Source organism: Pseudomonas sp. G5(2012) (genome assembly GCF_000408945.1).
GTDB classification, from domain to species: Bacteria; Pseudomonadota; Gammaproteobacteria; order Pseudomonadales; family Pseudomonadaceae; genus Aquipseudomonas; species Aquipseudomonas umsongensis.
The window spans coordinates 1-18,585 of sequence record NZ_APIO01000048.1 but is presented as its reverse complement, the minus strand read 5'-3'; the positions used below and the strand labels follow the sequence as shown (position 1 = coordinate 18,585).

The 18,585-nt window shown below is 60.8% G+C and carries 16 protein-coding genes; 10 read left to right on the top strand and 6 right to left on the bottom strand.

All coding sequences use genetic code 11. From position 1 onward, the window contains the following. Nucleotides 1-76: 76 nt before the first annotated feature. The gene (locus PG5_RS16760; protein ID WP_020798307.1) at nt 77-1,492 is read right to left on the bottom strand and encodes a cytosine permease; all 1,416 of its coding nucleotides are present in this window, start codon (nt 1,490-1,492) and stop codon (nt 77-79) included. 232 nt (nt 1,493-1,724) lie between these two features. Between PG5_RS16760 and PG5_RS16755 the strand changes: the two genes are divergently transcribed. Next, nucleotides 1,725-2,636 carry a LysR substrate-binding domain-containing protein gene (locus tag PG5_RS16755; protein ID WP_020798306.1) on the top strand — a complete coding sequence of 304 codons (912 nt, stop codon included), beginning with the start codon at nt 1,725-1,727 and terminating at the stop codon, nt 2,634-2,636. A 15-nt stretch (nt 2,637-2,651) separates the two neighbouring features. Here PG5_RS16755 and argE read toward each other — a convergent pair whose 3' ends face one another. From argE to PG5_RS16735, 4 genes are read right to left on the bottom strand one after another with little or no spacing between them, the layout of a single operon-like run. After that, nucleotides 2,652-3,803: an acetylornithine deacetylase gene (argE, locus tag PG5_RS16750; RefSeq protein ID WP_020798305.1), complete on the bottom strand. Its 1,152-nt coding sequence runs from the start codon at nt 3,801-3,803 to the stop codon at nt 2,652-2,654. Then, nucleotides 3,800-4,477, bottom strand: a complete 678-nt coding sequence (locus PG5_RS16745; protein WP_020798304.1) for a DUF1028 domain-containing protein — start codon at nt 4,475-4,477, stop codon at nt 3,800-3,802. Before PG5_RS16745 ends, argE begins: the two co-directional genes overlap by 4 nt. A gap of 11 nt (nt 4,478-4,488) precedes the next feature. Beyond that, entirely contained in the window at nt 4,489-4,905 is a 417-nt protein-coding gene (locus PG5_RS16740) for a RidA family protein (RefSeq protein WP_008058648.1), read from the bottom strand. 51 nt (nt 4,906-4,956) lie between these two features. Further along, nucleotides 4,957-6,267: an NAD(P)/FAD-dependent oxidoreductase gene (locus PG5_RS16735; RefSeq protein WP_020798303.1), complete on the bottom strand. Its 1,311-nt coding sequence runs from the start codon at nt 6,265-6,267 to the stop codon at nt 4,957-4,959. 298 nt (nt 6,268-6,565) lie between these two features. Between PG5_RS16735 and PG5_RS16730 the strand changes: the two genes are divergently transcribed. Further along, nucleotides 6,566-7,369 carry a hypothetical protein gene (locus PG5_RS16730; RefSeq protein ID WP_020798302.1) on the top strand — a complete coding sequence of 268 codons (804 nt, stop codon included), beginning with the start codon at nt 6,566-6,568 and terminating at the stop codon, nt 7,367-7,369. 34 nt (nt 7,370-7,403) lie between these two features. Here PG5_RS16730 and PG5_RS16725 read toward each other — a convergent pair whose 3' ends face one another. Beyond that, nucleotides 7,404-8,144: a hypothetical protein gene (locus tag PG5_RS16725; protein ID WP_020798301.1), complete on the bottom strand. Its 741-nt coding sequence runs from the start codon at nt 8,142-8,144 to the stop codon at nt 7,404-7,406. 411 nt (nt 8,145-8,555) lie between these two features. On the opposite strand from PG5_RS16725, the gene tssB reads away from it, so the two are divergent. From tssB to PG5_RS16685, 8 genes are all read left to right on the top strand, one after another. Then, entirely contained in the window at nt 8,556-9,059 is a 504-nt protein-coding gene (tssB, locus tag PG5_RS16720) for a type VI secretion system contractile sheath small subunit (protein WP_020798300.1), read from the top strand. 34 nt (nt 9,060-9,093) lie between these two features. Then, nucleotides 9,094-10,656, top strand: a complete 1,563-nt coding sequence (tssC, locus tag PG5_RS16715) for a type VI secretion system contractile sheath large subunit (RefSeq protein WP_020798299.1) — start codon at nt 9,094-9,096, stop codon at nt 10,654-10,656. Beyond that, on the top strand, nt 10,653-12,008 hold the full coding sequence (tssK, locus tag PG5_RS16710; RefSeq protein ID WP_020798298.1) for a type VI secretion system baseplate subunit TssK: 1,356 nt from the start codon (nt 10,653-10,655) through the stop codon (nt 12,006-12,008). The genes tssC and tssK overlap by 4 nt, the downstream gene beginning before the upstream one ends. Next, the gene (gene tssL / locus PG5_RS16705; protein ID WP_020798297.1) at nt 12,005-12,685 is read left to right on the top strand and encodes a type VI secretion system protein TssL, short form; all 681 of its coding nucleotides are present in this window, start codon (nt 12,005-12,007) and stop codon (nt 12,683-12,685) included. The genes tssK and tssL overlap by 4 nt, the downstream gene beginning before the upstream one ends. 1 nt (nt 12,686) lies before the next feature. Next, complete coding sequence (locus tag PG5_RS16700; RefSeq protein WP_020798296.1) at nt 12,687-14,417, top strand: OmpA family protein; 1,731 nt, start codon at nt 12,687-12,689, stop codon at nt 14,415-14,417. 34 nt (nt 14,418-14,451) lie between these two features. Beyond that, entirely contained in the window at nt 14,452-14,943 is a 492-nt protein-coding gene (locus PG5_RS16695) for an Hcp family type VI secretion system effector (protein ID WP_020798295.1), read from the top strand. A 138-nt stretch (nt 14,944-15,081) separates the two neighbouring features. After that, entirely contained in the window at nt 15,082-17,745 is a 2,664-nt protein-coding gene (gene tssH / locus PG5_RS16690; RefSeq protein ID WP_020798294.1) for a type VI secretion system ATPase TssH, read from the top strand. Between the two features lie 2 nt (nt 17,746-17,747). Continuing rightward, nucleotides 17,748-18,585: type VI secretion system Vgr family protein (locus PG5_RS16685; RefSeq protein WP_042955451.1), on the top strand; the 838-nt coding region annotated here is incomplete at its 3' end.

Genomic DNA, 18,585 nt, shown 5'->3' with positions numbered 1-18,585 from the left:
GTTACCGCAGCAACGGATATACACCCAATCTAAATTACAAATCTGCGGGGCTTCATCATGCGGGTTATCGGCGCGATTAAACGTTGGCCGCCAGCTTCCCACCCGCCAACCGTCGCTTGTACGCACTGTCACGATTGGCCAGCCACCAGTACAGCGGCGACGTAATCAACAGGCCCACCAACCAGGACAAATCCGCGCCGTTGATGTGCTCGGAAATCGGTCCGACATACAGCGGCGTGTTCATGAACGGGATCTGAACCACGATGCCGATCGCGTAGGCCAGCAGCGCCTGCGGATTGTAGCGACCGTAGATACCGCCATCGACGTGGAAGATCGAATCGATGTCGTACTTGCCTTTGTGAATGGCGTAGAAGTCGATCAGGTTGATCGCTGTCCACGGCACCAACACCACCAGCAATACCAACACCATGTCGACGAAGTGGCCGATGAAGTCAGCGGAGGCACCGACGGCGGCAAAGCAGCAGGCCGCGAGCACAATGACCGAGAGCACGGCGCGGCTCTTGGCGGTGGGGATCCAGCGGTAGGCGAAGGTTTGTACCAGGGTGATCAGCGACAGCACGGCGCCATAGAGGTTGAGTGCGTTGTGGCTGATGACGCTGAGCAGGAACAGCACCAGCATCAGCGGGCCGATGGAACCGGTGGCGAGCTTGACCGCGTCCATGGTGTCCATGCCGACTGGCGTGGCCAGTACGGCGACGGCGCCGAAGACGAACGAGAGGCTGGATCCGAGCACTGTGCCCAGGTAGGTGGTCCAGAAGGTGGCCGCCACGGGCACGTTGGCCGGCAGGTAGCGCGAGTAGTCGGACACGTAGGGCGCGAAGGCGATTTGCCACAGCGCGGCCAGGGAAACCGTTGCCAGCCAGCCGGAAATGTTGAAACCGCCACGGGTGAGGAAATCGTCAGTCTGCACGTGGGTCAGGATGTAGCCGAAGCCCAGCACGATGCCGATGCCCAATACCCAGGTGCCGATACGGTTGAGCACGTGGATGAAGCGATAGCCGATGATGCCGATGATGCCCGAACCCAGGGCACCAATGACGATGCCCACCGGTACCGGCACGCTATCAACCACGCCGTGCAGGGATTTGCCGGCCAGCACGATGTTGGACGCGAAGAAGCCGATGTACATGACGCCGGCGATCAGTACCACCAGCAGCGCACCCAGGGAACCGAACTGGGCGCGGCTCTGGATCATCTGCGGGATACCCATCTGCGGTCCCTGGGCCGAGTGCAGGGCCATCAGCACGCCGCCGACCAAGTGGCCGACGAGGATGGCGACGATGCCCCAGACCAGGTTCAGGTGGAACATCTGCACGCCGAGGGCGCCGGTGACGATGGGCAAGGGGGCGATGTTGCCACCGAACCACAGGGTGAACAGGTCTCGGGTCTTGCCATGACGATCTTGCGGCGGCACGTAGCCGATCGTGTGTTTCTCGATGAGCGGGGCGCTCGTTGCTGCAGTGGTTACCATGATGAACTCCAAGGCAAAGTGAGTACGTGGACGTACTTCGGTGAGCGTCGCGCGAACGACGCTTTTCTTGTTGGAGCGATCATGTGCAATGGATCGGGATAGATAAATTAGTAAGTTTGTTGCCTCAAACCTTAAAAAATATATGCCGTGGCTGCGCTCGCCTCCGGTATGTTCAGCCTTGACGCAAAACCCTTGTGGGCGCTGTCGATTCCTTGACTTTCCGGAGGTCCCCATGGCCGCTTACAACCTGCGCCAACTCAGATATTTCGTCACCACGGCCGACTGCGGCAGCGTGGCCGAGGCTTCGCGCAAGCTCTATATCGCGCAACCATCGGTGTCGACGGCGATCAAGCACCTGGAAGAGAGTTTTGGCGTGCAACTGTTCATCCGACATCACGCCCAGGGCGTTTCACTGACGCCGAGCGGCTCGCGGTTCTACCGCAAGGCCCAGGAGCTGCTGCGGGTCGCCCATGAGTTTGAGCAAAATGCCCTGGCGGACAATGACGTGGTGGCGGGGCAGATCGATATCGGCTGTTTTGAGACCGTGGCGCCGCTGTACCTGCCGCGCCTGATCGCCGGTTTCAAGGCACGTTGGCCGGGGGTGGAAATCCGCATTCGCGATGGCGAGCAGCAGGAGTTGGTGCAAGCGTTGACCGCCGGCAGCATCGACATGGCCATGGTCTTCGAACACGACCTGGACAGCACGATCGAGACGGTGGCACTGATGCCGCCGCAGCAACCCTACGCCTTGCTTCCCGCGGACCACCGCTTCGCGCAACAGGCGAAAGTTTCGCTGCACGACCTGGTGCTGGAGCCGATGATCCTGCTGGATGTGGTGCCCAGCCGAACCTATTTCGTGAGCATCTTCGAAGAGCGCGGGCTGACGCCGAATATCGTCTTCAGTTCGCCTTCGATCGAAATGGTCCGGGGGATGGTAGGACGGGGTTTCGGCTTTTCGATCCTGGTGACCAAGCCGTTTTCCGAATACACCTATGACGGGCAAAAAGTCGTGTGCGTGCCGCTGGCCGAAGCCGTGACCGGCTCCGGGTTGTCCGCGGCGTGGTTGCGCAGGGCGCAGCTGACCAAGCCGGTGCAGCTGTTCGTGGACTACTGTCAGGAAGAACTGGCCCGGCTCTATACCTGAGCATCGGGCCAGCCATCAGTTACCGATCGCCAGCAGCATCCGTTGCAGCATGGCATCGCAGCCATGCAGTTGCTCCAGGCTGACGAACTCGTCGGGTTTATGACCTTGCTCCATGCTGCCGGGGCCACACACCACCGTCGGGATTCCCGCCGCGTCGAACAGGCCGCCCTCGGTGCCGAACGCCACCGTACCGAAATCCCGAGAGCCGGAGAACGCCGCGATCAATTCAGCGGCTTCGCTGCGGGCATCGGTGGCCAGGCCGGGGTACGCCGACAATTCACTGAAACGGATCTCGCTGTGCTCACTCACGGCGCGCATGCGCGGCAACAGTTGCTGCTCGGCGTAGGCCTGCAGTTCCTGCGCCACCCGGCGCGGGTCATGTGAGGGCAGGGCGCGTACTTCGAAGTCGAAGCGGCAGTCGGCCGGGACGATGTTCAAGGCCTTGCCGCCGCCAATCACACCGGTCTGCACCGTGGAGAACGGCGGATCGAAACGCGCGTCATGGAGCTCGGGGGCCGTGAGCCGTTGACCGATGCGCCCCAGTTCACTGACCAGCTCGGCCGCGTATTCGATGGCATTCACCCCAAGCGGGGCGTAGGCCGAATGGCAGGCGTGACCGTGGATGTCACAGCGCATCGCCAGCTTGCCCTTGTGGCCCAGCACCGGTTTGAGTTCGGTGGGTTCGCCAATGATGCACAGCATGGGTTTGACCGGTCGTTGTTCCAGGGCCTTGAGCAGGGAGCGCACGCCCAGGCAGCCGACTTCTTCATCGTAGGACAGGGCGATATGCACCGGCAGTCGCAACGAGGCCTGCACCAGTGATGGCACCAGGGCGAGCACGCAGGCGATGTAGCCCTTCATGTCCGCCGTGCCGCGACCGTACAGTTTGCCCCCCAGCTCGGTGAGCTGAAACGGCGCGACGGTCCACGGCTGGCTGTCGACGGGCACCACGTCGGTGTGCCCCGAGAGCACGATGCCTGGCCGGTCCGCCGGGCCGATCGTGGCAAACAGATTGGCCTTGCTGCGCTCCTGGTTGTAGACCAGTTGGCACGGCACATCGAAACCTGCGAGGTAGTCGCGGACAAACTCGATCAGTTGCAGGTTGGATTCGCTGCTGGTGGTGTCGAACGCCACCAGCGTTGCGAGCAGATCGCGGCTGGCGCTCATCGATCGTCTCCGGCTACGCCGTAGCCAGGGGACCTGTCGGGCGCCAGGGCGCGGTCGATATAGTCCTGGACTTGCGGACGGTAGGCCTGCCAGAGTTTTTGCAGCTGGCCAATCGGGTCTTCATCGGCCCAGTCGACCCGCAGGTTGACGATCGGCCAAGTCAGTTCCCCGACAACCAGCACCGCGGCCGAATGCACTGGCCCGGCTTCGCCACCGGCCGCCATGCCACCTTGCATCGCCGCGAGCAAACGGTCGGCCAGATGGCCTTCGGCCTGTTCGAAGGCGCTGACCATGGCCTCGATTACGCCGGGGGCCGCGAGCATGTTACCGGCCGCCACGCATTGCTCGCCGGACACCGCATTGTGCTTGCCCAGGGTTTGCGCACCGCTGAAGTGCGCGGTGCGGCCGAGGTGGTCGATGGCAGTGATCTGCCGGTACTGGCTGTAGCCGTTGCGTGTCAGCACCTTGTCCAGGGCCTCGGCAGGTGCGAGGCCTTGCTCCATCAGGGCGAGGGTTTCCGGGCCAAGGGAGGGCAGGGTGATGTTTTGCGTGGAGACGGCACCCACACCGGGCAGCAACCAGGGGCAGCGGGCGCCGACGGCGATGCTCGAGGAGCTGATGGCGATGCCGAACTGGCCGGTTTCGGGGCAGCGGGCGGCGATGGAAAAGGTCATGGCTGTGCTCCTTATTCCGGGATCACCGCGATTACATCAATCTCCATCAGCCACTGTGGCTGACCCAATGCCGTCACCACCAGCCCGGTGGAAATCGGGAACACGCCTTTGAGCCACTTGCCCACTTCCTGATACACCGGTTCGCGGTAGCGCGGGTCGATCAGGTAGGTGGTGGTCTTGACGATGTGGCTCAGGTCGCTGCCGGCTTCTTCCAGCAGTTGCTTGACGTTGCGCATGGCTTGCTCGGTCTGTGCCCGCGGATCGCCGAGGCCAACGAGGTTACCTTCGAAATCGGTGCCGACCTGGCCACGCACATAGACGGTATTGCCGGCGCGGACGGCCTGGCACAGGTCGTTGTCCAGGCTCTGGTTCGGGTAGGTTTCCTTGGTGTTGAACATGCGGATGCGGGTATGGGTTGGCGTAGTCATTTAAAACTCCTGAGGTATGGGGGCCGGCGCGGTTCACGCGCCGGGCAGATATCAAGCGCTGACGGTTGTCTTGTTAGCGGCCGGGGCGTTTTCGGCCTCGCGTTGGCCAGCATCGCGGTACTCGAGGTAGGTGCGCTGGATGGCGATGTGATCGGCCACATACTTGGCGTCATGCCACACGCCCCAGATGAACGAGGAGCCACGGCGGGACTGCCAGGGCAGGCCAAGGAAATACACGCCAGGTTCGCTGGACACTCCGCGCTGGTGCTGCGGCTTGCCGTTGTCGTCAAAGGCGTCGACCTTCAGCCAGCTGTAGTCCACGGCAAAACCGGTGGCCCAGATGATCGATGTCACGCCGGCCTTGGCCAGGTCGAGCTCGAGGATCGGCTGGGTGACACAGTCCGGCTCCGGGAAGGTATGACGTGCTTCGGGTTCTTCCGGCAGGTCCAGGCCATTGCGTTCGATGTAGGCATCGGCGGCATCGAGCAAGGCCAGGTAGTTTTCATCGCCCCGGGCCAGGTTCTCCGCCAGGTTCGGCTGGAAGGTCGCCACGCTGCCATTGAACGCTTGGGTCAGGCCCACCAACACCATGCCGGCATGCGCCAAGCCACGGAAATCCACGGTGCGGCCACCCTGGGCGCCACTGACGGCGATGGTCACGTGTTCGCGACCGGGTTTCATGGCGGCCTGGTCCCATTCGCCGAGCACGCCCAGCCACCAGCAGAAATCGCGATTGCGATAGGCGCGGGGCGGGCGATCGTGGGCGCCGACCGACAGGTAGACCTGCTTGCCCGAGCGCTGCAGTTCATCGGCGATCTGCACCCCCGAGGAACCTGCGCCCACCACCAGCACGGCGCCCTCGGGCAATTGTCCGGGATTGCGATAGTCGGCGGAGTGGATCTGCAGCAATTGTGCATCTTTGGGGGCGATCGGCGGGATCACCGGACGCTGGAAGGGCCCCGTTGCAGCCACCACGCGGCTGGCCTCGATCACGCCTTGGGAGGTCTCGATGGTGAAGCCCGGGCGGCCGACATTGCGTTCGACTTTCTTCACTTCCACACCGGTGCGGATCGGTGCCTTGAACTTGCGGGCATACGCTTCGAAGTAATCGGCCACGCGCTCCTTGGGGGCAAAACCATCGGGGCTGATATCGTCGAATTCCAGGCCCGGAAAACGGTCGTGCCAGGCCGGACCATTGGCCACCAGCGAATCCCAGCGGCCGGTGCGCCAGCGCTCGGCGATACGGTTGCGCTCCAGCACCAGGTGCGGCACGCCGAGCTTGCTCAGGTGTTCACTCATGGCGACGCCGGCCTGGCCGGCGCCAACAATCAAGGTATCTATTATTGTTTTATCAATGGTCATCTCTTTGCCCTTCGAAGTTGGATTAAGGTCTATGTCGACCTGCCATTTCTTGGGCTCAAGACTAGGGATCAGCCTGATATCGGTAAAATATTATTAAGCTGGCATTTGAGTATAAATAACTGATGCAGAGCGTTTGCGGCGTGGGGTTGGCGAGGGTGGGATTGAACGTTCGTCGGCCGGCACCCTGCAATCGCTGCCCATTCCATCACGGCTGCTAAGCTTCGACCTTGCCACGTACTGGCCTGCCCAGGGCCCGGAAGGGGCAAGCGATTGTCGGCAATCTGCACGGAGGCAGGCAATGGTGATCAAGCACACAGGTCCTGCAAGTGCAGAGGGTACTGCCGTGCCGCTCGATCCTGAAGAGATGGAGCGGGTGCTGGCGTTGCTGCTGGCCAGTCCGTTGTTCGCCAGGTCCCGGCGCATGGGCAGTCTGTTGCGGTTTCTGGTCGAACACGACCTGCAATCGGCCCATGTTCCCCTGACCGAACACGCCATCGGTATCGCCGTGTTTCGTCGCGATCCGGCGGTGTATTGCACCGGTGACGATCCGGTGGTGCGGGTGCAGGTGGGGCGGTTGCGGCGCAAACTCGCCAGCCATTACGCCACGGTGGGGCAGCAGGAACCGGTGCGACTGAGCATTGCGCCTGGTTGTTATCGCCTGGCCTATCAGCGACTGCGCCCCAATGCAGGGGCCGCGTACCACCCTGTCTTGCAGATCCAGCCCTTTACCTGCATTACCCGCGAGGGCGATGACTTTGCGCGTGGCCTGTGCGAGGAGCTCAGTTGTCGCCTGTTCGAGTCGTTCGAGCAGGCACAGACCGGTGGCAACCATGTATTGATAAGGATGCCGCGCAGCAGTGTGAAAACAACGAACGCCCGGCGTGGCGGCCGCTACTGCTATTGCCTGGAGGGCAGCGTGCGGGTCGAGCCGGCACGGGTTCGGGCATCGCTGCGGTTGGTGGATGCGGCGCAGGGGCGGATTCGCTGGTCGGCCCAGTTTGATCGCAATCAGCCCTATGGCATTGCTACCCAGGAGGATCTGGCAGCCTCTATCTGCCTGTCGCTAGCGGGCTATTTTGCCCAAGCTCCATTCGATGAATAGAGGGGGCAACGCGTGGTTGCCCCCGCTTCGCTCATCAAACGGTTTTCCATTGACCGCCTTCGTAAAGGCGACCTGCGGTGTTATCGAAGGTCAGGTCGATTTCGATCGCCTTTGAGCGTGAGGTACTGAACATGGTACTGGTCTGCACATCCTGTTCGAACCACACGAGGATAGTTTCCACGGGAGTCAGTACAGTATTGCCGGTGACCACCCGATTGACGGCCACGTAGATGGGTGTACTGACCTGATTGCCATCGATGCCGGTGGACAACTGATTGATCCCCGGATGGATCGGCGCGAAGTTGTTCACGAACGTCACGGAAACTTCGGGCCCGCCCGTGACTGCCGGGCTCAGCAAGCCGTGTTCATCGAGTGTCGAGGTTTGCCCCAAACCGATATTGACGACATTGGTCGAGACTTTGACTTGTACGTTTTCCTGGAACACGTTGGTGGCGAACAGCTGATACAGCGGCGTCCAGCTGAATTCGTTATTGCTCAGGTAGGCGGAGTAGGACTGCCAGACCACGTTGTAGTCGGCAGTACCGACTTTCTTGGCGAAGCACAGCTTGTAGCCGGACTTCTTCAGCTGGGTCAGGTCGTCTGGGGCAATTTCAATGGTTACGGTTTTTTGCGAAGCCGCCAGGGCGGACCTCAAGACCCGACCGTAATCGGTGGATTTCAGCGCAGTGGCAGCACCCATGATCGACTTGACGGCTTCTTGCACATCATTGTGAAGCTGCTGGCTTTGTTGGCTGACAGCGATTGATTTGCTCATGGTTTCCCTCTTCCTTGGTGGTGTGTCGGGCAGACGATGGGCCGCTAGCGGTCAAGCCGGTCGGTCCATCGAGGCTTTCAATCTAGGCGCATGGGGCAGGGTGCCCAAGTGTCTTGGCGTTACAGGCGGGTATCGGGGTTGTATCAAACGTTATTACGATTGGTTTGTAGGCTTTTTTCCGCATCTAAGTGCGAAATTTCCTAAAGTGCATTTGAGGTGAGAAAAGTTGAAAGTAGGATACTTCATTGATGCTGTAGGATGCCTAAATATGTCCTGAGGACAGACTTAAATTGAAACTGAATTTCCAAATAACCTCGACATCTTTCTTGTTTGATTGTCTAGGCTTGTCGAACGTAGTCCTTGCAATTTTATTGTCAAGGAAGTGGTTATCACGAAAAAACGGGAGGGGTTATGGCTTCAAGCAGCTTTCAGAACGAAGTGCCAAAGGCACGGGTCAACATAAAACTCGACCTGCATACCGGCGGTGCGCAGAAAAAAGTCGAATTACCGCTGAAGCTGATGGTCATGGGTGACTACAGCAATGGCAGGGAACAGCGCCCCTTATCCGCCAGGAGCAAGGTTTCAATCAACAAAAACAACTTCGATAGCGTCTTGGCGGAGTTTACTCCGGTGTTGAAAGTGGCCGTGGAAAATACCCTGGTCGATGACGCTGGCGACGCCTCGGTCGAGCTGAAGTTCCAGCGCATGAAGGACTTCGAGCCGGAGCAGGTGGCGCGGCAAATCCCGCATCTGCGTGCGCTTTTGGCCATGCGCAACCTCTTGCGTGACCTCAAGTCGAATCTGCTGGACAACGCCACCTTTCGTCATGAGCTGGAACGTATCCTCAAGGATGATGCGCTCAGCGACGAGTTGCGCGCCGAGTTGGCCACGTTGGTACCGGAAGAAAATCGTTAATCCACTTCGGTTCGTCTAAAGGGAAGTTACTTTAATGTCCATCGAAAGTTCTAACGTGCAATCGCGCGACGCTACAGTGTTGTCCGAAGAAAGAGGCGTATATGGCGCACTGTTTGGCAAGATCAATCTCAGTCCGGTCGAAACCCTGAGTAGTATCGAAGTATTTCAAAATACCGAGGCGCTCTCCGAAGTGTCCGCCGATGAGCGAGTAACGGCGGCTGTCAGTGTATTTCTGAAACTGCTGGGGCAGTCTTCGCAGAAATTCGAACGCCTGGATAAAGTCCTGCTCGATGAACACATTGCAGCCCTGGATACGCAAATCAGCCGGCAACTCGATGCGGTGATGCACCACCCCGATTTCCAGCGGGTCGAGTCAACCTGGCGCGGAGTCAAGTCGCTGGTCGACCAGACCGATTTTCGTCAGAACGTGCGCATTGAATTGCTCGATATCAGTAAGGAGCATCTGGTCCAGGATTTCGACGATGCACCGGAAATTGCGCAAAGCGGCCTGTACATGCATACCTACACCCAGGAGTACGACACTCCCGGCGGGGAGCCCATTGCCGCCGCGATCTCCAACTATGAGTTCGATTGCAGGCCGCAGGATATCGCCCTGCTGCGCAACATTTCCAAAGTCGCGGCCGCCGCGCACATGCCCTTCATTGGCACGGTTGGCCCGGCCTTCTTCGGCAAGCGCTCGATGGAAGAAGTGGCCGCCATCAAGGACATCGGCAACTATTTTGACCGTGCCGAATACCTGAAATGGAAGGCGTTCCGCGACAGTGACGACGCCCGCTACATCGGCCTGGTCATGCCCCGTGTCCTGGGGCGCCTGCCTTATGGGCCGGACACCGTTCCGGTGCGCAGCTTCAACTACGTCGAGAGCGTCAAGGGCCCGGACCACGACAAGTACCTGTGGACCAGCGCCTCGTTCGCCTTTGCCGCCAACATGGTCAAGAGCTTCATTGCCAATGGCTGGTGCGTGCAGATCCGCGGGCCGCAGTCGGGCGGCGCGGTGACCGAACTGCCGATCCACCTCTACGATCTGGGCACCGGCAACCAGGTAAAGATTCCTTCGGAAGTCATGATCCCGGAGACTCGCGAATTCGAATTCGCCGACCTCGGTTTCATCCCGCTGTCGTATTACAAGAACCGCGACTACGCGTGCTTCTTCTCCGCCAACTCGACCCAGAAAGCGGCCCTGTACGACACCGCCGATGCGACCGCCAACAGCCGCATAAATTCGCGCCTGCCCTACATTTTTCTGCTGTCGCGCATTGCCCATTACCTCAAGCTGATCCAGCGCGAGAACATCGGCACCACCAAGGACCGGCGCTTGCTGGAGCTGGAGCTGAACAAGTGGATTGGCGGGCTGGTCACCGAGATGACCGACCCGGGCGACGACCTGCAGGCCTCGCACCCGCTGCGTGACGCCAAGGTCACCGTGGAAGACATCGAGGACAACCCGGGCTTCTTCCGCGTCAAGCTGTACGCCGTGCCGCACTTCCAGGTGGAGGGCATGGACGTCAACCTTTCGCTGGTATCGCAGATGCCCAAGCGCAAGGCTGATACCGTTCGCGGGGAATCCAGGTCTTGAAAATCGACCGTCCCGTATGGTCTGCGGGGGCACTGCTGTGCCCCCAGCAGTTCCAGCAACAGGCACGCTGGGAAGCCTGGTCCAACGATCGCCTGGCACATTTGTTTCTGGTCCACCCCTGGGGGGGTCAGGCGGTGGCGTTTGATACGGAGGCCCTGCGCCTGGGCAAGCTCAAGGCCACGCAGTTATGCCTGCGCATGCCTGATGGCACCTTGGTTGATAGCGATCTGGTGGATCGTTTGCCCTGTGCTCTGGAATTGACCCACCTGCTTTCCGGTGAAGTTCAGGACGCTACGGTGCTCTTGGCCTTGCCGCTGGAACAGGCCAATGGCAACAACTGCTTGCTCGATAGCACCAAGGTCGAGCGACCGACGCGCTATCGGCAGGACTGGCGCAATGTGCAGGATTTCTACGATGGCGAGTCGCAACAGATCGGCGTGCTCGAACACGCGCTGAGCCTGCGTTTTGCCCACGACGACAACGCCGATTACCTGACCTGCCCGATCGCGCGCCTGCTGCGGGACGGGCAGGGTGCATGGGGCTTCGACAGCGCTTATGTGCCGCCATTGCTCGAATTCGCGGCTCATCCTGGATTGCTGGCTCAGCTGGATAACCTGCTGACCCAGTTGTCCGCCAAGCGCCAACGGCTGATGGGCATGCGTCGTGAAAGTAACCAGCGCATGGCCGACTTTGCCGTAGCCGATGTATCGCTGTTCTGGCTGCTCAATGCCTTGAACACCTATCAGCCGATTCTGGCGGATCTCAAAACCCATCCGGCACAGCATCCCGAGCTGGTCTATCGGGAACTGGCCAAGTTGGCCGGAGGCCTGCTGACCTTTTCCCTGGAACACGACATCGAGCAGATCCCGCCTTACCGGCATGAGCATCTGGAAAGCGTCTTTCCACCGCTGTTGCGCCTGGTTTCCACCTTGCTGGAGGCCAGCCTGCCTTCGCGTGTCATTGCCCTGGAGCTTGCGGAGGACGGCGCCAATCGCTGGAAGGTCAGCCTCAATGATCCACGTCTGCGCGAGCGTGAAGGTGCCGACTTTTATCTGTCTGTGCGTTGCCGCTTGCCGGCAGCACAGGTGCAGAGCCAGTTTCCGCGCTTGTGCAAGATCGGCACGCCGGATGAAGTCGATCAGCTGATCAACGCCGCGCTCGATGGTGTGCCGTTGCAGCCGCTCAGCCATGTCCCGGCAGCCATTCCACTGAGGCTGGAAAACCAGTATTTCGACCTGGATCTCGACCACGCCAAGGGCCAGGCGGTGCTGGCTGCGGGGGTCTGCGCCTTCTACGTCCCGAGCACGCTGGCCGAGGTCAAACTTGAACTCTTTGCGGTGTTGCGCACATGAACCTGAAAGCCTCAAGAAAACCTACCGCACTGACGGTGGATATCGACGCGTTGCTGCAGGACAGCTACCTGCTGGTGGTGGAACTGCGCCAGGGGGCATCGACGCTCGCTGGCACGGCGCTGTGGGACCTTTGCGTCAAGCAGGTCGAGCATGTTCGCCAGTTGCTCGAGCTGGCAGGCCTGAACCCGCGCAGCATCGATCACATCAGCCATGCCCAGTGCGCCTTGCTCGATGAAACCGTACTCCGTGTCGAAACGCAGGCTCGCGATGCCTGGACGAAAGAGCCCTTGCAAGCGAAGTTCTTCAATCGCCACCAGGCCGGCGAGTTCCTGTATGAAGACATGCGCGAAGTCTTGCGTGATCCTGCGCCTGATCCACTGGTGCTGACAGTGTTCCATCGGGTGTTGATGCTGGGCTTCCAGGGGCGTTACCGCGATGCCGGCGACCCTGTGCGCGAGCAGTTGTTGAGCACCTTCCATGCGCAGGTCGCCCCTTTGGGAATCAGCCGCTCGCTGGCGACAACAGTGAAGATCGGACAGCGACTGCGCATGCGCTTGTGGCCACATTCGCCGCTGGCCCATGGTCTGCTTGTAGGGCTGCTCTTCGTCGGTCTGTGGTGGGGGCTTGACCAACTGTTGGCCAATCTCCTCAACTCGGTTTTGCCTGGTGAGGCCTGAAATGAGGCCAATAACCCTGGCCCAGATGCGCGGTCTCTGGTTGTGGGCGGGCGCGCTGTCATTGACATTGTTGATAGTCGTGCCATTGGCCTGGGGCCTGCGGGCAACAGCTGTTCTGGCCGTCGTCTGCGTCATGGTCGTGGCCTGGAACCGGCTGGGGCGCCGTGCAACGTCAATGAGCGCATCATTGATCCTGGCCGAGAATACATCGTTGCCTCCGGCAGCCTACCGCCAACCAGTGGTGCTGGTCTGTGGCGATGGTCTTGTGGAGTTGTTCGGCGAGACACCCGTGGAACAACTGGCCTTGCGCACGACCCACCAGGGTTGCTATGTGCGGGTACCCGAGCTTGAGCAACTGCCTACGCTCACCGCCGGCCTGATGACACTGCGCCCGGAATGGAGTAGGCAGCTCAGCGTCATGTTCATCGTCAACCCGGCCGAGCAGGACGACAGCGCCGTACTGGCTGCACGGGTGCGTGCTTTGCGTTATCAGCTAGGTATCGTCCGAAAGGGCGACATTGCGCTGCCGCTAATGTTGGCGACTTACTTGCAAGCCCCGACCGCAGAGGCTGTCTGGTTCAGTTGGGAGGACGCAGAGGATAGCCCCAGGGTACGCGAGGCCGGAGCCTGCACCAGCCTGGCCGACTGGCAAAGTCACCCTTCAGACAGTGCAACGCGCGCTGCCCGCATGCACGCCAGCGTAAAGCTGAACAGTGTCGTGGCATGGCTCGATCACACGGTATTGCCTCACTTGTCGCCCCGCGATGCCCGCGATCCTGACGGTCTGCCGAAGGTTTGTGCTGTCACCTTCGTACCGCTGCTCGCGCAATCAGTCACGGGCAACTTATGGCAACAATGGCTGCGCAACAAGGTTGCACTGCTTGACGCCAGGCAAGCTGAGCCAGGGCAGTGCATATCCATGCCTTTCCCCGATCCCTTGCTGGCGCTGCTTCCCATGCAGGCTCAACGCGCTCTCTTGCACCGTGCGAGCGTCATCGCCTGGTGGTTGTTCGCCGTTGCCGGGATAACAGCGTTGGCCAGCTCGGCCTGGCAGAACACCCTGTTGGTCCGCCAGGTCAGTGACGACTTGCGTCGTTACAACGCCCTCCCGGTGACTGGGCAACCTGAACGGCCTGAATACATCCTGCGCGAGCAGGCGCTGACGGTGCTGCGCGAGGATGCCCTGCGCCTGGACAGTTACTACCGACACGGCGCTCCCCTGTCGCTGGGACTCGGCCTTTATCGAGGCGAGCGCTTGCGCATCCGGCTGCAGTCGACGATTGCCGGTCACCGTCATCCTTTGTTGGCGCCAAGACTTGCGGGCAATTCAACGCCGGTGCGCCTGGACAGCCTGTCGCTGTTCAACACGGGCAGCGCCCAGCTCAAAGCCGGCTCGACGAAGATCCTGGTCAACGCCCTGGTCGACATCAAGGCCCAGCCTGGCTGGCTCATCGTGATCAGCGGTCATACCGATGCCACCGGCAGCACCGAACAAAACCTGCAGTTGTCCCGCGCCCGAGCTGCTGCCGTGCACGACTGGATGCAGCACATGGGCGGCATCCCTGGAAGTTGCTTTGCGGTTCAGGGTTTCGGTGCGAGCCAGCCCATCGCCAGCAATGACACCGAGGCCGGGCGAAGCGCTAACCGCCGTGTCGATATTCGTCTTGTGCCGGAGCCGGGAGCCTGCGTGTTCCCTGCTGCGGGATCAGACTTGCAACCCCCTGTCGCCTAACGCGGCATTCATGTTCTTAGAGAAGGAGCTTCACATGGCAATTCCCGTTTACCTGTGGCTGAAAAATGATGGCGATGCGGACATCAAGGGTTCGGTCGATGTGATAGGGCGTCAGGGCAGCATCGAGGTGCTGGCCCAGGATCATGGCTTGACCATTCCCACTGACAACAACACCGGCAAGCTGACAGGCACACGGATCCACACGCCGTTCAGGTTCACCAAGGAAATCGATGCTGCCAGCGTCTACTTGCTCAAGGGCGCGTCCCAAGGACAGACGTTCAAGAGCGCCGAGTTCAAGTGGTATCGCATCGATGACGCGGGCCAAGAGGTCGTTTACTACACCGTTCTGCTTGAAAACGTAAAGGTCGTGAGCGTCGTGACGAAAATGCACGACATCAAGGACCCGACAAAGGAAAAACACAATCACCTGGAAGACGTCCAGTTGCGTTACGAGAAGATCACCTGGAAGTTCGCCGAGGGCAACTTCAGTCACTCCGATGCCTGGGACGAGCGTCAGGGCGCTTAGCCCACTGAGCTCGCAGGTACTCATGCCTGCGGGTTCGATTTTCCGAGTTGAGCGTCCGAACGCGGGCGCTCAGCCAGCCCCATCGAGTTTCGGGCTCGTCGATGACCAACCGCACACTCAAAACAAGGACGTACCCCCATGGTACAGAATGCCTCCCGCTTGCTTCGCCGTCTCAATCCCTACTGTGCCCAGGCGCTGAGCGCGGCGGCGACCCTGTGCCAAAGTCGCGCCCATGGCTACATCAGTATCGAGCACTGGTTGCTTAAATTATTCGAACAGGGCGAGGGCGACCTGACGCTCATTGCCCGTCGCTACGAATGGGATCTGGACGCGCTCTGGCGCGGACTGCTTGAACACCTGGACACACTACAGCGTAGCGTGCACGGCAAGCCGCAGCTGTGTGGCAAATTGCAGCAATTGATCAGGAACGCCTGGCTGCGCGCATCGCTGGACAGCCAGGAACAGCTGCGCTCGGCCCACTTGCTCGGCGCGTTGCTGGAGTCACCCGAACTGCTGGTTTGTGACGCAGCCTGGCCACTGTTCAGCATCAGCGAAACCCAACTGCAGCATTTGTTCGTGCTGCTCGATCAACATTCCGAAGAGCGCCCCCAAGTGCAGCAAGAGGCTGCCATTGATCAGGCACCGGTCTCGATTGATGGGCTGGCGACGCCTTCATCCGCTTCCGGCAACCACGATGCCTTGCAGGCCGTGCTGGACAGGTTCACCCAGGACGTCACCGCAAAGGCCCGGGAAGGGCAGATCGATCCGGTGTTCGGCCGTGACGATGAGATCCGCCAGGTCATCGATATCCTCAGTCGTCGGCGCAAGAACAATCCGCTGTTGGTTGGCGAGCCCGGCGTCGGCAAGACCGCACTGGTCGAAGGTTTGGCGCTGCGCATCGTCGAGGGCAACGTTCCGGACAGCCTCAAACCGGTCAGCGTACGCACTCTCGACCTGGGGTTGCTGCAAGCGGGTGCCGGGGTCAAGGGTGAGTTCGAGCAGCGCCTGAAAAACGTCATCGATGCCGTGCAGCAATCGGCAAACCCAGTGCTGTTGTTCATCGATGAAGCCCATACCCTGATCGGCGCCGGCAACCAGGCGGGCGGTGCCGACGCGGCGAACCTGCTCAAGCCCGCACTCGCCCGGGGCGAATTGCGCACTATTGCCGCCACTACCTGGAGCGAATACAAGCAGTACTTTGAGCGCGATGCCGCCCTGGAACGACGCTTCCAGAAGGTCAAGGTCGACGAGCCGGATGACCACGATGCCTGTCTCATGCTGCGTGGCTTGAAGGCGCGTTACGCCAGCCATCATGGCGTGCACATTCAGGATGCGGCGGTACAGGCCGCGGTCGCGCTTTCGCGGCGTTACCTGACCGGTCGACAACTACCCGACAAGGCCGTCGACCTGCTCGACACCGCCAGTGCCCGGGTGCGCATGAGCCTTGATTGCGAGCCCCAGGCACTGGTCAGACTCAAGGCCGGGCAGGCGGCCCTGGAGCTTGAACGGCAGGCACTGGTAGAGGATGCACAACTCGGCGATTGCAGCGTTGACGAGCGCCTTGACCTGATTGATGCGCAACGGGTCGACCTTCAAGACCAGCGCACTGCGCTGGTGCGCCAGTATCGCGACGAACTCGACCTTACCCGCCAACTGCTTGATGCACGTCAGGCTGACCCCCTGCAGATCTCGCTTTGTACTCGACTGCAACAGCAGCTTGCGAAGGTGCAGGGCAGCCAGCCGTTGCTCTCGCTGGACGTCAACCCACGCAGCGTGGCCGAAGTGATCGCTGACTGGACCGGCGTGCCGCTGGGCAGTCTGCTCAAGGACGAACAGGCCAGCCTGCTTGAACTGGAGCAACAATTGAGTGACCGCGTCGTCGGCCAGAATCACGCTCTCGGCGCCCTGGCCCAGCGCCTGCGCGCGGCCAAGACCGGCCTGACCGAAGAGCAGGCTCCCTTGGGCGTGTTCCTGCTGGTAGGCACCAGCGGCGTCGGCAAGACAGAAACCGCCCTGGCGCTGGCCGACTGTCTGTTCGGTGGCGAACAGTCGCTGATTACCCTGAACCTCTCCGAGTACCAGGAGGCCCATACCGTCAGCCAACTCAAGGGCTCGCCACCGGGTTATGTAGGTTACGGCCAAGGTGGCGTACTCACCGAAGCGGTACGCCGGCGCCCCTACAGCGTGGTATTGCTCGACGAAGTGGAGAAAGCTCACCGCGACGTGCTCAACCTGTTCTACCAGGTCTTCGATCGCGGTTTCATGCGTGATGGTGAAGGGCGCGAAATCGACTTTCGCAACACCGTCATCCTCATGACTTCCAACCTTGGCAGCGATGAACTGCAAGCCTGCGTGCAGCAATATCCTGAAGCACCTGACAGCACCCTGCAGGAGTTGCTGCGGCCACTGTTGCGCGAGCACTTCCAGCCGGCATTGCTCGCGCGCTTCCAGACCCTGATCTACCGCCCTCTGCAAGTCGAAGCATTGGAACGCATCGTCGCGCAAAAACTTGCCAAGGTCGCCCAGCGCCTGCAACGCCACTACGGCCTCAGCTGCCAGATCGAAAACGCGCTCAACCAAGCCCTGGTCGCCGCCTGCCTGCTGCCCGATACCGGCGCGCGCAACATCGACAGCTTGCTCAATCAGCAGATTTTGCCAGTGCTTAGCCTGCAGCTTTTGCAGCGGCAGGCGGCCCATCAGCAAACCCGGGGAGTGACCTTGGGTTACAGCGACGATGAAGGCATCACGCTGCGGTTTATCGATTCCCAGGAAGCGATGCCAAGCGTCGCCAAGGAGGCCTGACCATGAGCACCCAAACGCGCATCTTCTTCAACCACACCCGTCACAAATTCGCGATCCGCTGGTTCGACGCCGCGTTCGATGTCCTCGCCTTCGAAGGCGAAGAACACCTCAGCCAACCCTTCACTTACCGCATCGAATTCACCTGCAGCGAGCAAGACCTCAGCGCCGAGAAGATGCTCAACAAGGACGCCAGTTTCAGCCTCTATCCGCCGCCGGCAAAGCCTCCTTACCCTGGCCTGCCAGTGCCCGAGGTCAAGCCGTTGCGCAGCCTGTATGGGATGGTCAATAGCTTCCAGCGCCTGTCCGCCTCCCGCGACGAAGCGCGCTATGAAATCACCCTGCAACCGCGCCTTGCCCTGCTCGATCGTGGCCGTCAGTACCGCCTGTACCAGCAGCAGTCGGTGCCGGAGATCGTCGAGCACATCCTGCGCAGCCGCCACGATTTCCTCGGCCAGCATTTCCTGTTCCAGCTGGTGCGCGAATACCCCCGGCGCGAGCAGGTCATGCAGTACGGCGAAAGCGACCTTGCGTTCATCGAGCGGCTGCTGGCCGAGGTCGGCATCTGGTACCGCTTCACGCATGACGACCGCCTGCGGATCGACGTCGTCGAGTTCCACGATGACCAGCGCCACTACCAGTTTGGCGTGAAATTGCCACTGCGCTCACCGGCCGGTTTCGCCAGCGGTGAGGACGGCGTGTGGGGTTTGCAGACCCGCCACCAGGTGGTGGAAAAATCCATCAACTTTCGCGCCTATCACCCCCTTGATGCCCGCGCCTTTCTCGATGGCGAGGTCGACCAGACCCGCGGGACCACGACCAGCACCTACGGCGAGGCCTACC